The organism is Streptomyces flaveolus, from assembly GCF_014648815.1.
Lineage (GTDB): Bacteria > Actinomycetota > Actinomycetes > Streptomycetales > Streptomycetaceae > Streptomyces > Streptomyces flaveolus.
Genome location: NZ_BMRV01000005.1, coordinates 60,911 through 74,108 on the forward strand (window position 1 = coordinate 60,911; position 13,198 = coordinate 74,108).

The following is a 13,198-nucleotide window of genomic DNA, read 5'->3' on the forward strand; positions in this document are numbered from 1 at the left end:
CGGCAGCACTGACGAGCCCCCGCACGCAGCCTGCGTGCGGGGGCTCCCCCTTGCCCGGGTCACCGCCCGCAGTGTTCGCGATGCGCTTTGCTCCGCGAATCCTCCTGGAAGGGACATGATGGGTGAAGGACGTGTGACCGCGCTGGAGTTGTCGTGCGCACGTCCTCAAGTCGACCTTGTGTGCCGCCTGTGGAGTGGGAAGAGTTGGCGCTCGTCAACCAGCCTTCCGGTCCGTGAGATCCCCACGACCTCCCGGACCGACCCCCCACAGGAGGACATGAGTTGAAGCACCGACGCATACCCAAGCGGCGGGCAGCCGTGGTAGGTGCGGGCATCACCGCACTGGTCGCCGCGGGAGTCACCTTCCAGAGTGCGAACGCCAGCGAGTCCCCGAAGGCCTCCGCGCCCGAGACCCTGTCGGTCACGGCGGCCGGAAAGCTCGCCTCCACGCTGCTCGGCGACCTGGGCGCCGACGCGGCCGGCACGTACTACGACGCACAGGCGAAGAGCCTCGTCGTCAACGTGCTCGACGAGGCCGCCGCGCAGACCGTCGAGGAGGCCGGCGCCAAGGCGAGAGTCGTCGAGAACTCGCTCGCCGAGCTGAAGAGCGCGCGCACCACCCTCGCCGAGGACGCGACCATCCCGGGCACCTCCTGGGCGACCGACCCGATCACCAACAAGGTCGTCGTCACCGCCGACCGCACGGTCTCCGAGGCCGAGTGGGCCAAGCTGACCGAGGTGGTCGACGGGCTCGGCGCCAAGGCCGAACTCAAGCGGACCAAGGGTGAGTACAAGCCCTTCCTCGCGGGCGGCGACGCCATCACCGGAGGCGGCGGGCGCTGCTCGCTCGGCTTCAACGTGACCAAGGGCGGCGAGCCGTACTTCCTCACCGCCGGGCACTGCACCGAGTCCATCTCCAGCTGGTCGGACTCCTCCGGCACCGTGATCGGCCAGAACGAGGTCTCCAGCTTCCCGGACAACGACTACGGGCTGGTCAAGTACAGCGCCGACGTGGCCCACCCGAGCGAGGTGAACCTCTACAACGGCTCCGCGCAGGCGATCTCGGGCGCGGCCGAGGCCACCGTCGGCATGGGGGTGACCCGCAGCGGCTCCACCACCCAGGTGCACGACGGCACGGTCACCGGCCTGGACGCCACCGTGAACTACGGCAACGGCGACATCGTCAACGGCCTGATCCAGACCGACGTCTGCGCCGAGCCCGGCGACAGCGGCGGCTCGCTCTTCTCGGGCGACAAGGCCATCGGCCTCACCTCCGGCGGCAGCGGTGACTGCACCTCGGGCGGGGAGACCTTCTTCCAGCCGGTGACGGAGGCCCTGTCGGCCACCGGTACGCAGATCGGCTGAGTACGGCCCGCACACCCGTGAAGTCCCGTCCCGCGCGCGAGGGGCGGGACTTCCGCGTGCGTACGGCGGTCAGCCGGCCTGCGTGGGCAGTTCCGTCTCCTGCCGCCGGCGGCGCAGCGCGGCCGCCAGCAGCGTGATCACCGTCCCCGCGACCGCCCATGACCACAGCACCAGCAAGGACAGGGTCTGGTCGTTGCCCTTGAAGTACGCGACCGAGCGGGCCGCCCAGGTGCCCGCGCCCGGCGGCAGCGCCGGGCCGATCGCCTTCCAGAACGGCGGCAGCATCGGCAGCGGGAAGGCGCCGCCCGCGCTCGGGTTGCCCGCGATCACCACCAGCAGGATCGCCAGCCCGATGCCGACGATCCCGAAGAGGCCCTGGAGTGCGAGCGTGGCGGCGCCCACCGCGAAGGTGATCAGGGCGCCCAGCCCCCACAGGTCCACCACGCTGCCGGGCAGCGCACCCAGGATCGGCCCGACGATCACCGCGCCGCCCAGGCCGCCGACGATCGCGACCAGCGCCATCACGATCAGCCGGATCGCCGCGCGGCGCGGGTTGGCGGGCCGGGCGCCGGTGCTGATCGCCAGGATCGAGGCGCACAGGTAGCCGCCGACGCACCAGCCCACGACGAGGTAGAAGGACGACAGCCCGTCGAAGTCCTGGGCCGAGGCCGGGGCCACGTCCACGGTGCGCACCGAGCGCCGCTCGGCCGCCTCCAGCTTGCCGACGATGCCCTCCAGGGCGGTGGCGAGGACGGTGCCGCCGCCGGAGGCGACCAGCAGGGTGTCCGTCCCGCCCTCCGGGTCCACGACCAGGGCGCCGTCGATCTCCCGGTCCAGGATCTGCTGCCGGGCGCTCGCCGCGTCGGCCGCCGTGCGCGGGTCCAGCGGCGACCCGGGCAGCCGGTCCAGGCGGGCCACCGTCTGCTCGGCCGCGCCCCGGGGGGCGACGACCCCGAAGGGTACGTCCTTCGGCTTCGGGTCGTGCAGCGCTCCCACGTAGGAGGCGATGAACAGCAGCTGGAGCGCGATCACACCGAGCACGAGCAGGGTGGCCCGCGGGGTGACGGCGTCCTTCACCTCCCCGAGGAAGGAGCCGCTCCGCGTGCTGGTGCCTGGGGTGTGGGACATGTCCCCACGGTCCGGGGCGGCGGGTGTTTGCGCAGGTGGGGAGGGGCCGAACGGATGTCGCACACACATTCGAAAATTGGTCTATGGTGGGGGTGAGGTAGTTGGGAACAGACGTTCGATAGGGCGTCGGGTTCATGAGATCGGGAGGTGCGTGTGCCGGGTTTCACGCATCTGCACACCGTCTCCGGGTTCTCCCTGCGATACGGCGCCTCCCACCCGGAGCGGCTGGCCGAGCGTGCCGGTGAGCGGGGCATGGACGCCCTCGCGCTCACCGACCGCGACACCCTCGCGGGGACGGTCCGCTTCGCCAAGGCCTGCGCGAAGGCGGGCGTCCGCCCCCTGTTCGGCGCGGAGCTGGCGGTGGCGGCCCCCGAGCCCGAAGCCGACCGCACGGACACCGCCGTACGCCGGGACCGGCGCCGCACCCCCGTGCGCGGGGGCGCCTTCGTCGACGAGTCGGCCCCCCGGGTGACCTTCCTCGCCCGGGACGGCGCCCGCGGCTGGGCCGACCTGTGCCGTCTGGTCTCCGCCGCCCACACCGCCGAGACCTCCCCGCTGCTGTCCTGGCCCGACAACCACGCCGACGGCCTGACCGTCCTGCTCGGCCCCGACTCCGACGTCGGCCGCGCCCTCGCCGCCGGCCGCCCCGACCGCGCGGCGAAGCTCCTCGCCCCCTGGCGGGAGGTCTACGGCGACGCCCTGCGCCTGGAGGCCGTCTGGCACGGCCGCACAGGAACCGGCCCCGGCTCCCTGCGCCTGGCCGCCCGCACCGTCGGCTTCGCCGCCGAGCAGGGCATCCGGCCGGTGCTCGCCAACGCCGTCCGGTACGCCGACCCCGGCCAGGGCCCCGTCGCCGACGTCCTGGACGCCGCCCGCCGCCTGGTCCCCGTCGACGCCACCAAGGAACTGGACTCCGGCGAGGCCTGGCTCAAGGACGCCGGTGCCATGCGGGAGGCCGCCGAACGGATCGTCGAGGCCGCGGGCTTCCGGCGCGACACCGCCCACCGCCTGCTGGAGCAGACCCGGGCCACGGCCGCCGAGTGCCTGGTCGACCCCGAGGACGACCTCGGCATGGGCGCCGTCCACTTCCCCGAACCGCACCTCGTCGGCGCCGGCCGTCGCACCGCCCAGCGCGCGCTCGCCTCCCGGGCGGCGGCGGGCATGGTGCTGCGCGGATACGCCGGCCGCCGGGAGTACTGGGAGCGGATGCACCACGAGCTGGACATCATCGCCCACCACGGCTTCGCCTCCTACTTCCTCACCGTCGCCCAGGTCGTGGACGACGTACGGCACATGGGCATCCGGGTCGCCGCGCGCGGCTCCGGCGCGGGCTCCCTCGTCAACCACCTCCTCGGCATCGCCCACGCCGACCCGGTCGAACACGGGCTGCTGATGGAGCGGTTCCTGTCCAAGGAGCGGGTCGTGCTGCCCGACATCGACATCGACGTGGAGTCCGCGCGCCGCCTGGAGGTCTACCGCGCGATCATCGGCCGGTTCGGCACCGAGCGGGTGGCCACGGTCGCCATGCCGGAGACGTACCGGGTGCGCCACGCCATCCGCGATGTCGGCGCCGCCCTGTCCATGGACCCCGCCGAGATCGACCGCGTCGCCAAGTCCTTCCCGCACATCCGCGCCCGCGACGCCCGCGCGGCGCTGGAGGAACTGCCCGAGCTGAGGGAGCTGGCGGGGGAGAAGGAGCGGTACGGCAGGCTCTGGGAACTGGTCGAGGGCCTCGACGCCCTCCCGCGCGGCATCGCCATGCACCCCTGCGGAGTGCTGCTGTCGGACGCCTCGCTGCTCTCCCGCACGCCGGTCATGCCGACCAGCGGCGAGGGCTTCCCGATGGCCCAGTTCGACAAGGACGACGTGGAGGACCTGGGGCTGCTCAAGCTGGACGTGCTCGGCGTCAGGATGCAGTCGGCGATGGCGCACGCGGTCGCCGAGGTGAAGCGGGCCACGGGCACCGAGGTCGACCTGGACGCCGTACCGGAGGGCGACCCGGCGACGTACCGGCTGATCCGCTCCGCCGAGACGCTGGGCTGCTTCCAGATCGAGTCGCCGGGCCAGCGGGACCTGGTCGGCAGGCTCCAGCCGTCGACCTTCCACGACCTCGTGGTCGACATCTCGCTCTTCCGGCCGGGCCCGGTCGCCGCCGACATGGTGCGGCCGTTCATCGAGGCCCGGCACGGGCGGGCGCCGGTGCGCTATCCGCACGAGGACCTGGCGAAGCCGCTGGAGGGCACCTACGGGGTCGTCGTCTTCCACGAGCAGATCATCGACATCGTCGCCATCATGACCGGCTGCGGGCGCGGCGAGGCGGACCGGGTGCGGCGCGGGCTGTCCGACCCGGAGTCGCAGGGGCGGATCAAGGTGTGGTTCGCCCAGCACGCGACGGCGAACGGCTATGACGCGGAAACGATTCAGCGGACCTGGGAGATCGTCGAGGCCTTCGGCAGCTACGGCTTCTGCAAGGCGCACGCGGTCGCCTTCGCCGTGCCCACCTACCAGTCGGCGTGGCTGAAGGCGCACCACCCGGCCGCCTTCTACGCCGGTCTGCTCACCCACGACCCCGGCATGTACCCCAAGCGGCTGCTGCTGGCGGACGCGCGGCGGCGCGGGGTGCCGATCCTGCCGCTGGACGTGAACAAGTCGGGGGTCGCACACAGGATCGAACTGGTGTCTGAATCGCGGTCCCGGAAGCCCGCCGCGTGGGGACTGCGCCTCGCCCTCTCGGACGTGCACGGCATCAGCGAGGCCGAGGCGGAACGGATCGCCGAGGGGCAGCCCTACGCCTCCCTGCTCGACTTCTGGGAACGGGCCCGCCCCAGCAGGCCGCTGGCCGGACGGCTCGCCCAGGTCGGCGCGCTGGACGCGTTCGGCGCCAACCGCCGCGACCTGCAACTGCACCTGACCGAACTGCACCGCGGCGCCCGGGGCGGACGCGGCGACCAGCTCCCGCTGTCCGGCGGTCGGAGGACCGCGTCGGCCGGACTGCCGGACCTCACCTCGGAGGAGAAGCTCAGTGCCGAACTGGGCGTGCTCTCCATGGACGCCTCGCGCAACCTGATGGACGACCACCGCACCTTCCTGCGTGAGCTGGGCGTGGTGTCGGCCAAGCGGCTGCGCGAGGCCCGGCACGGGGAGACGGTGCTGGTCGCGGGCGCCAAGGCGGCCACCCAGACCCCGCCGATCCGCTCCGGGCGCCGGGTCATCTTCTCCACCCTGGACGACGGTTCCGGCCTGGTCGACCTCGCCTTCTTCGACGACTCCCACGACACCTGCGCGCACACCGTCTTCCACTCCTGGTTGCTGCTCGTGCGCGGGGTGGTGCAGCGGCGCGGCCCGCGCAGCCTCAGCGTGGTCGGCTCCGCCGCCTGGAACCTCGCCGACCTGCTGGAAGTACGCCGGGAGGAAGGGCTGGAGGGCGTCGCGGCCCGGCTGGCCGGAGTGGGCGGAAGCCGGGACGACGACCCCGGGGGCGGCCCGGCGCGCCGCCGCCTCGCCGGTTCGGACGGGCAGCCCGCGCCGGCCGGCTCCGCGGCCCGGGACCCGATGGAGCAGCGGAAGATCCGCATGTCCACGGGGTACGAGATGCACCCCTGGGCCGATCTGCGCCCCGCGGGCGAAGGGCCCGCGGTGGGAAGGAAGTTGTGGCACCAGAGTCCGGGGAGTGCGGGATGACGATCCTCTGCGTACGTTTCCAGCTGCCGCCGATGTACGAGGCGGCCCTGCCCCGGCTGCTGGGGTTGTTGGAGGAGTTCACGCCGGTCGTCGAGGCGCTGCCGCCGGACGGCGCGCTGGCCGACCTGCGCGGCGCCGAGCGGTACTTCGGGCGCGACGCCGTGGAACTGGCCTCGGTGATCCGCGTCCGCGCCCTCGCCCTGTACGGCGTCGACTGCGTGATCGGCGCCGGTCCGGGCCCGATGCTGGCCCGCATGGCGCTGCGGGACGCCCGGCCGGGGCTGACCCGCGCGGTGCCTGGGGACGAGGCGCGGGAGTTCCTCGCCGGCAAACCCGTCGCCGCGCTGCCCGGCGTCGGCACCGCGACCGCCCGCACCCTGGGCGAGTACGGCCTCGACACCCTCGGCCGGGTCGCCGCCGCACCCCTGTCCACGCTCCAGCGGCTGGTCGGCGCGAGGGCCGGCCGCGAGCTGCACGAGAAGGCGCAGGGCGTCGACCGCGGCCGGGTCGTCCCCAACGGCATCTCGCGCTCCCTCGCCGCCGAACGCCCCTTCACCCGCGACGAGCTGGACCCCGGCCGGCACCGCCGCGCCCTGCTCTCGGCCGCCGAGGAACTGGGCTCCAGGCTGCGCGCCGTGGACAAGGTGTGCCGCACCCTGACCCTCACCGTGCGCTACGCCGACCGCTCGGCCACGACCCGCAGCCGCACCCTGAAGGAGCCCACCGCCCACTCGGCGGCGCTGACGCGGGCCGCGTACGGCATGTACGAGGCGCTCGGCCTCCAGCGCGCCCGGGTCCGCTCGGTCACCCTGCGCACCGAGGGCCTCGCCCCCGCCGAGCAGGCCTCCCACCAGCTCACCTTCGACCCCGTGGACGAGAAGGTCCGCCGGATCGAGGAGGTCGCCGACCGCGCGCGGGCGAAGTTCGGACCGAGGGCGGTGATGCCGGGGTCGCTGGCGGCGTGACGCCCCCGCGGGTCAGTTGGCCCACGGGGGAGTGATCCGGGTGCCGTCCGCGAGCTCGGCCTCCAGGCCGACGGAGGTGGTGACCCAGGACGTCGCCGTCCGGTCGGTGGGGTTCTCCACGGCGAGGGTCGCGCCCGGGTTGATGATCACGGTGTCGCCCGCGGTGACGCGCTCGGTGCGGCCGTCGAGAGTGATCAGCAGCTCGCCGGTGAGCAGATGGAAGATCTCCTCCCGGTTGACGGTGTGCGCGGGCGCCTTCGTCCCCGCGGGGATCTCGCCCCGCCAGGCGCACAGCTCCTTGCTGCCGGTGCGGGGGGTGGCGTACGAGACGAAGCGGGCGCCGTGGATCTCGTGGGTGACGCCTTCGGACGAGCGGACGACGGGCATGACGGTCTCCCTGGAGGCAATGGTCAAGCAGCTTGACTGATTCGGATGCCCCTATGGTCAAGTTGCTTGACCAATTCGTCAAGGGTGTTTCAATGCCCCCGTGCAGAACTCCGATGCCATGGCCCTGTCCGCCGCCCTGCTCGCCGCCGCCGGCGGGCTCACGCAGCGCATCCACGAGGGCGTCGTCGCCCGCGGCTTCGCAGGACTGCGGCCCGCCCACGGCTTCGCCTTCACCCGGCTCGCCCCGGACGGCGCGACGGTCACCGACCTCGCCGCGCACCTCGGGGTGACCAAGCAGGCCGCCAGTCAGCTCGTCGACGAGCTGGTCCGCAAGGGGTACGCCGAACGCCGGCCGCACCCCGCCGACGCGCGGGCCCGGCTGGTCGTGCTGACCGAGCGGGGGTGGGCGTGCACGCGGGCCGCCGAGGAGGCGGCGGCCGAGGCCGTGCGCGGGTGGACCGACGTGATCGGCGAGGGCGAGGTCCGCACGCTGTACGGCCTTCTGGCCCGCGTCGCACCCAACGGGCCTGTGCGGCCCAGCTGGTGACCCTCTATCACCAGGGGCGCGACCGGTGTCAGTTATCACTGGAAGTTTTTACTGACGCGTAACTTCACACTTGCACTACTCGCCCGTAACTTGACGGGTGAACAGCATCCCGTGATCCGGATCACAGGGCGTCATGCCGTCGCACCTCCCTCGATCCGCAAGGAGATCACCCGATGCTGCCCTGGAAGCGAGTGCTCAGACCCCTCGCCGCGCTGCTGCTGACCGCCGCGGCCGTCCTGGTCCCCGCCACCACCGTCCACGCCGCCGACGCGCGCCCCAGCACCGGCTGGAACGACTACACCTGCAAGCCGTCCGCCGCCCACCCCCGCCCCGTCGTCCTGGTCCACGGCACCCTCGGGAACTCCGTGGACAACTGGCTGGGCCTCGCGCCCTACCTGACGCACCGCGGCTACTGCGTCTTCTCCCTCGACTACGGGCAACTGCCCGGCGTCCCGCTCTTCCACGGCCTCGGACCGGTCGAGAAGTCGGCCGAGCAGCTCTCCGCCCACGTCGACAAGGTGCTCGCCGCGACCGGCGCCGCGAAGGCCGACATCGTCGGCCACTCGCAGGGCGGCATGATGCCCCGCTACTACCTCAAGTTCCTCGGCGGAGCCGGCAAGGTGAACGCCCTCGTCGGCATCGCGCCCAGCAACCACGGCACCACCCTGTCCGGCCTCACGCACCTGCTGCCGTACTTCCCCGGAGCCGAGGACCTGCTGAACGAGCACACCCCCGCCCTCGCCGACCAGATCGTCGGCTCCGACGTCCTCACCAAGCTCAACGAGGGCGGCGACACCGTGCCCGGCGTCCGCTACACCGTCCTCGCCACCCGGTACGACGAGGTGGTCACGCCGTACCGCGGCCAGTACCTGAGCGGGCCCGGCGTGCGCAACGTCCTGTTGCAGGACCTGTGCCCGCTCGACCTGTCCGAGCACCTGGCGATCGGGCTGTTCGACCGGATCGCCTTCCACGAGGTGGCCAACGCCCTCGACCCGGCGCGCGCCACCCCCACCACCTGCGCCTCGGTCTTCGGCTGACCCCGGCACCGGCATCCGGCACACCACGCGGGGCTTGCCCGGCCTGAGCCGCCGGACAAGCCCCGCGTTCCCCCTGCGGCCCCGGTCAGCGACCGTGCCGGCCGCCGACCAGCGCCCGCCGGCGCACCGACGCGAACAGCACCGCCGCGCCGAGCGCGAGGGTGGCGGCACCGCCGACGGCGAGGTACGAGGTGCTGCTGTCACCGCCGGTCTCGGCGAGGTTCTCGGTACCGGCACCGGCGGCCCTGACCTCGTTGGGCTCACCGGCCGCGGCGGCCCCGGGGGTCTCGTCCGGAGCCGCCGGAGCCGCCGGCGTGGCCGGAGCGGCGGCCGGGTCGGTCGGGTCCGTCGTCGTCGCGGCGTCCTGGTCGCCGTGCCCGTGGTGCTCGACGGTCGCCTTGTCCTCCGCCGCCGCGAGCTGCTCCTCGGACGGTGCGGAGGCCGACGGAGCCGGGGCGGCGCCGCTCTCCGCGTCACCGTCGCTCGTACCGCCGCCGCTGTCACCGCCGAAGGACACGTCCGAGCAGGAGTAGAACGCCTCCGGGCTGTCCGAGCGCTGCCAGACCGCGTACAGCAGGTGCTTGCCGGTGCGCTCGGGGAGCGTGCCGGAGAACGTGTAGTAGCCGCCCGAGGCCACCGGGTCGGTGACCGTCGCCACCGGGGCGGACAGATCCAGGTCGCCCCAGCCGAGCGGCTTCGCGGGGTCGTAACCGGGCTTGGTGATGTAGACCTTGAAGGTGCCCTTGTGCGGGGCCGTCACCCGGTACTTGAAGGTGTACGAGCCGCTGTTCACCCCGGTCGCGGGCCAGTCGGCGCGGGCCAGGTCGAGGCCCCTGAACTCCTCGCTGTTCGCACTGCACAGCCTGCCGTCCGGGATCAGCTCCTGGTGCCGCCCGCCGGCGTCGCCGATGCGGATGCCGTTCCAGTCGTAGAGCGCCTGAGTGCCGCCGGCCGCGACCGCGGCCTTGCACGCGGCCGACTTCGGGCTCTCGGGGCCCTCGGCGTAACACTGCGACACCCGGCTGACCGGGTCGCCCATCGAGCCGTGCGCCGACGCGGGCGCGGCGGCCAGCGCGGTCAGGGCGAGCGGGGCGAGGCCGACGGCGACGGCGGCGGCGACCCTGCGGGGTGCGGGCATGGGGAACTCCTCGACGATCACTGGGACTTGGGCCGGAACCCGTGGGGTGATCAGCAAGCTAGCCCCTGGAAACCGAGAAATCCCCTGCTGGGAGCGGGTAGCGGCGATCCTTATGGCCGCGTTAAGGGAGTGCTCAGACTGCCCTCAGGTAACTACCGTTCGCGGTATGAGCAACGAGGAGATCAGGCCGGCGGCCGCGGCCGACGTGCCCGCCGTCGAGGCCGTCACCGACGCGGCGTACCGCCCGTACATCGAGCGCATCGGGGTGGTGCCGAAGCCCATGGAGGCGGACCACGCGGCGGACGTGGCCGCGGGGAAGGTGTTCGTCACGGAAGGAGCCCCGGGCGGTCCCGTCGTGGGCCTCGTGGTGCTGGAGGCGTTCGAGGACCATCTGTTCCTCGACAGCATCGCCGTCCACCCCGACGCGCACGGCACGGGCGTGGGGCGGCGGCTGCTGCGGTTCGTGGACGCACGCGCGCGTGCGCTGGGCCTGCCCGAGGTCAGGCTCTACACGAACGCGTTGATGTGGGAGAACCAGCGGATCTACCCGAAGTACGGGTACGAGGTCGTGGAGCGCCGGGTGGACGGACCCTACGACCGCGTCCACTACCGCAAGCGGCTGCTCTGACGCGTCTCATGGCCGGGAGCCCCGGTCAGTGGTCCGGCCACCATGTGCGCGCGATGTCCTTCCGGACCTCCGGACGCCCCGCGGGGCGCTCGTCGGCCTCCTCACGGACTCGGCGGGCGTCGGTCTTCTTCAGGGGCTTCTGCACGGTCAGACGGCGCATGGCTGCCTCCTCACGGATCCACCGGGTTCCGCATTCTCACGGAGGTAGACCCTTTCCCCGAGAGTTCCTCATCGATGCGTCGCTGTCAGTGGTGGATGTCACGCTTGAGTACATGACGAGCGAGAGTGACGGGACGACTGCATCGAGTATCGACTGGGACTCGAGGGCCGCCACCTTCGACGAGGAGTCCGACCACGGGCTGCGCGACCCCGCCGTGCGCCGGGCCTGGGCCGCCCGGCTGCGGTCCTGGCTGCCCGGCCGTCCCGGTGACGTCCTCGATCTGGGCTGCGGCACCGGCAGTCTGTCGCTCCTCGCGGCCGAGCAGGGACACCGGGTGACCGGCGTCGACCTCTCCCCGGCGATGGTGGAGCTGGCCCGGACGAAACTCGCCGGTCGCGACGCGGTGTTCCTGGTCGGTGACGCCGGGGCACCGCCGGTGGGCGAGCGGCGCTTCGACGCCGTCCTGGTCCGGCACGTGCTGTGGACGCTGCCCGACCCCGGCCGCGTCCTGGCGCACTGGCGGGAGCTGCTGCGGCCGGGAGGGCGGCTGGTTCTGATCGAGGGCGTGTGGGGGAGTGTCACCCCGGTCGGCATACCCGCCGGCCGGCTCACCGGGCTCCTCGCCTCGCTCGGCGGTCAGGTCCGGGTGGAACGGCTGTCGGACGACCCGTCGTTGTGGGGCAAGGAGGTCGACGACGAGCGGTACGCGGTGGTCGCGCTGCCCGCGTGACCACCGGGTCCCTACGCCAGCAGATCCGTGAAGCGGTCCCCGCGGGCCAGCCGCTCCAGTTCGTCCAGCGCGGCCACGGCGGCACCGGCGGCCTCCGGGTCCCGCTCCGCCAGGCCGCTCTCGGCGAACTCGTCCTCGTCCAGCCGGCGTACGTCCGTGCCGTCCGCGGAGCGCCACAGGTCCAGGTCGAGGTCCTCGACGACCAGTTCCTCACCCGTCCGCAGGGCGGGGCGGGTGATGTCGCAGTACCAGCCCTTCACCGCGCCCGTGGCGGCACGGACCTCCTTCACGGCGTACCAGCGGTCGCGCCAGTAGTACTCGGTGAAGACGTCACCGGCCTCGAAGCGGACGAAGCCGAAGTCGCGGACGCCGTCACCGGCCCAGAGGGCGCGGACCACGACCCGCGTGCCGTCGTCGTACAGCAGCTCGCCCGGGTAACGGATCTTGGTGCGGCCCGCCTTGACCAGGACGACCTCCAGCCGGGCCGGTGACTCAGCCGAGTTCGCGGACATACCGCACCTCCGTCGCGCAGACCTCGTACCCGAGCCCCTTGTTGATGGCGAGCATCGGGCCGTTGCCGGTGTCGTTGCCCGTGAAGGCCTCCGTGCACCCCGCCGCACGGGCGCGGTGCAGGGAGTCGGTCTTGGCGAGCTTGGCCAGGCCCCTGCCGCGGTGGGTGCCGGCCGTGCCGGTCATGGCGGTCGAGTAGCGGGTGCCGGAGGTGTGGGCGACGCTGAACGCGGCCGGGCGGCCGTCGACGAGCACGACCGTGGTCAGCTCCCGGTTCAGCAGCGGATGGCGCCAGGTCTCCGCGAGCCAGGCCTGGTAGTCCGTGAACTCGTAGTCCACGTCGCTCGGTTCGTCCGCCGCCGTCTCCGCGTCCAGCGCGAACAGCGGGCGGGGGTCGTCCTCGAAGTCGGCCGCGGTGCGCAACTCGACGCCCGGGGGAGGGGGCGACGAGGGCGGGAGCGTGCCGTTCACCAGGTCCAGCCGGAGGAAGTGGGCCGAGCGCCGCCGCTCGTAGCCGTGCCGTTCGGCGAAGGCCCGGGCGGCGGGCTCGTCCAGCACCCAGGCGAACAGCTTCGTGGCGCCCTCGCCGGCCAGGTACTCCTCGGCCGTGCGCGCCAGCAGTCCGCCGGCACCGTGCCGGACCTTGTCCGGGTGGACGTAGATGTTGAGGAACCCCTGCCCGGGTTCCGGGCTGTCGTGGACCAGCCCGACCTGGGCGGTGCCGATGATCTCCCCGTCCTCCTCCGCGACCAGGGAACGGAAGCGCGCCTTCGGGTGGGACCGGGTGAGGGCGTGGACGATCGAGTCCGGGGTGAACAGGATGTACGGCAGGGCGGCGTGCCGGACCCGGGCGAAGCCCTCCAGGTCGGCCCGCACCCCGGGGCGCAGATCGCGCACGATGACGGTCATGGGGCCGCACGCT

Annotated in this window: 13 protein-coding genes; 7 read left to right on the top strand and 6 right to left on the bottom strand. The window is 73.0% G+C overall.

Annotation, left to right across the window (positions count from 1 at the left end; translation table 11 throughout):
- Window positions 1–282 precede the first annotated feature (282 nt).
- Window positions 283–1,365, top strand: a complete 1,083-nt coding sequence (locus tag IEZ05_RS14010) for a S1 family peptidase (protein ID WP_189230416.1) — start codon at window positions 283–285, stop codon at window positions 1,363–1,365.
- 69 nt (window positions 1,366–1,434) lie between these two features.
- Here the strand turns inward: IEZ05_RS14010 and IEZ05_RS14015 are convergent, their stop codons facing one another.
- Window positions 1,435–2,493 (bottom strand): ABC-2 transporter permease, encoded by a 1,059-nt coding sequence (locus IEZ05_RS14015; RefSeq protein WP_189230417.1) that lies wholly within the window; start codon window positions 2,491–2,493, stop codon window positions 1,435–1,437.
- A 153-nt stretch (window positions 2,494–2,646) separates the two neighbouring features.
- Between IEZ05_RS14015 and IEZ05_RS14020 the strand changes: the two genes are divergently transcribed.
- Together IEZ05_RS14020 and IEZ05_RS14025 are read left to right on the top strand one after the other, a co-directional pair.
- Window positions 2,647–6,174 (top strand): DNA polymerase III subunit alpha, encoded by a 3,528-nt coding sequence (locus tag IEZ05_RS14020; RefSeq protein WP_189230418.1) that lies wholly within the window; start codon window positions 2,647–2,649, stop codon window positions 6,172–6,174.
- The gene (locus tag IEZ05_RS14025) at window positions 6,171–7,139 is read left to right on the top strand and encodes a DNA polymerase Y family protein (RefSeq protein WP_189230419.1); all 969 of its coding nucleotides are present in this window, start codon (window positions 6,171–6,173) and stop codon (window positions 7,137–7,139) included. Before IEZ05_RS14020 ends, IEZ05_RS14025 begins: the two co-directional genes overlap by 4 nt.
- A gap of 12 nt (window positions 7,140–7,151) precedes the next feature.
- Here IEZ05_RS14025 and IEZ05_RS14030 read toward each other — a convergent pair whose 3' ends face one another.
- Entirely contained in the window at window positions 7,152–7,526 is a 375-nt protein-coding gene (locus tag IEZ05_RS14030) for a cupin domain-containing protein (protein WP_189230420.1), read from the bottom strand.
- A gap of 100 nt (window positions 7,527–7,626) precedes the next feature.
- Between IEZ05_RS14030 and IEZ05_RS14035 the strand changes: the two genes are divergently transcribed.
- A complete protein-coding gene (locus IEZ05_RS14035; protein ID WP_189230421.1) occupies window positions 7,627–8,073 on the top strand; it encodes a MarR family winged helix-turn-helix transcriptional regulator in 447 nt (148 codons plus the stop codon).
- A gap of 173 nt (window positions 8,074–8,246) precedes the next feature.
- On the top strand, window positions 8,247–9,110 hold the full coding sequence (locus tag IEZ05_RS14040) for an esterase/lipase family protein (protein WP_189230422.1): 864 nt from the start codon (window positions 8,247–8,249) through the stop codon (window positions 9,108–9,110).
- An 85-nt stretch (window positions 9,111–9,195) separates the two neighbouring features.
- On the opposite strand, the gene IEZ05_RS14045 is transcribed toward IEZ05_RS14040, so the two are convergent.
- Window positions 9,196–10,248, bottom strand: coding sequence for a lytic polysaccharide monooxygenase auxiliary activity family 9 protein (locus IEZ05_RS14045; protein ID WP_189230423.1), 1,053 nt, complete (start codon window positions 10,246–10,248; stop codon window positions 9,196–9,198).
- Window positions 10,249–10,414: 166 nt separating this feature from the next.
- On the opposite strand from IEZ05_RS14045, the gene IEZ05_RS14050 reads away from it, so the two are divergent.
- Window positions 10,415–10,876, top strand: a complete 462-nt coding sequence (locus tag IEZ05_RS14050; RefSeq protein ID WP_189230424.1) for a GNAT family N-acetyltransferase — start codon at window positions 10,415–10,417, stop codon at window positions 10,874–10,876.
- Window positions 10,877–10,901: 25 nt separating this feature from the next.
- Here the strand turns inward: IEZ05_RS14050 and IEZ05_RS36775 are convergent, their stop codons facing one another.
- A complete protein-coding gene (locus IEZ05_RS36775) occupies window positions 10,902–11,036 on the bottom strand; it encodes a hypothetical protein (protein WP_268255197.1) in 135 nt (44 codons plus the stop codon).
- 112 nt (window positions 11,037–11,148) lie between these two features.
- On the opposite strand from IEZ05_RS36775, the gene IEZ05_RS14055 reads away from it, so the two are divergent.
- Complete coding sequence (locus IEZ05_RS14055) at window positions 11,149–11,766, top strand: class I SAM-dependent methyltransferase (protein WP_189230425.1); 618 nt, start codon at window positions 11,149–11,151, stop codon at window positions 11,764–11,766.
- A gap of 11 nt (window positions 11,767–11,777) precedes the next feature.
- On the opposite strand, the gene IEZ05_RS14060 is transcribed toward IEZ05_RS14055, so the two are convergent.
- Together IEZ05_RS14060 and IEZ05_RS14065 are read right to left on the bottom strand one after the other, a co-directional pair.
- Window positions 11,778–12,278 (bottom strand): DUF402 domain-containing protein, encoded by a 501-nt coding sequence (locus IEZ05_RS14060; RefSeq protein WP_189230426.1) that lies wholly within the window; start codon window positions 12,276–12,278, stop codon window positions 11,778–11,780.
- Window positions 12,259–13,185, bottom strand: a complete 927-nt coding sequence (locus IEZ05_RS14065; RefSeq protein WP_189230427.1) for a GNAT family N-acetyltransferase — start codon at window positions 13,183–13,185, stop codon at window positions 12,259–12,261. Before IEZ05_RS14065 ends, IEZ05_RS14060 begins: the two co-directional genes overlap by 20 nt.
- Between the last annotated feature and the right edge of the window lie 13 nt (window positions 13,186–13,198).

Coding starts and splice junctions, on each gene's coding strand:
- IEZ05_RS14015 (WP_189230417.1), bottom strand. CDS start 2,493: ATGTCCCACACCCCAGGCACCAGCACGCGGAGCGGCTCCTTCCTCGGG.
- IEZ05_RS14025 (WP_189230419.1), top strand. CDS start 6,171: ATGACGATCCTCTGCGTACGTTTCCAGCTGCCGCCGATGTACGAGGCG.
- IEZ05_RS14030 (WP_189230420.1), bottom strand. CDS start 7,526: ATGCCCGTCGTCCGCTCGTCCGAAGGCGTCACCCACGAGATCCACGGC.
- IEZ05_RS14040 (WP_189230422.1), top strand. CDS start 8,247: ATGCTGCCCTGGAAGCGAGTGCTCAGACCCCTCGCCGCGCTGCTGCTG.
- IEZ05_RS14045 (WP_189230423.1), bottom strand. CDS start 10,248: ATGCCCGCACCCCGCAGGGTCGCCGCCGCCGTCGCCGTCGGCCTCGCC.
- IEZ05_RS14050 (WP_189230424.1), top strand. CDS start 10,415: ATGAGCAACGAGGAGATCAGGCCGGCGGCCGCGGCCGACGTGCCCGCC.
- IEZ05_RS36775 (WP_268255197.1), bottom strand. CDS start 11,036: ATGCGCCGTCTGACCGTGCAGAAGCCCCTGAAGAAGACCGACGCCCGC.
- IEZ05_RS14055 (WP_189230425.1), top strand. CDS start 11,149: ATGACGAGCGAGAGTGACGGGACGACTGCATCGAGTATCGACTGGGAC.
- IEZ05_RS14060 (WP_189230426.1), bottom strand. CDS start 12,278: ATGTCCGCGAACTCGGCTGAGTCACCGGCCCGGCTGGAGGTCGTCCTG.
- IEZ05_RS14065 (WP_189230427.1), bottom strand. CDS start 13,185: ATGACCGTCATCGTGCGCGATCTGCGCCCCGGGGTGCGGGCCGACCTG.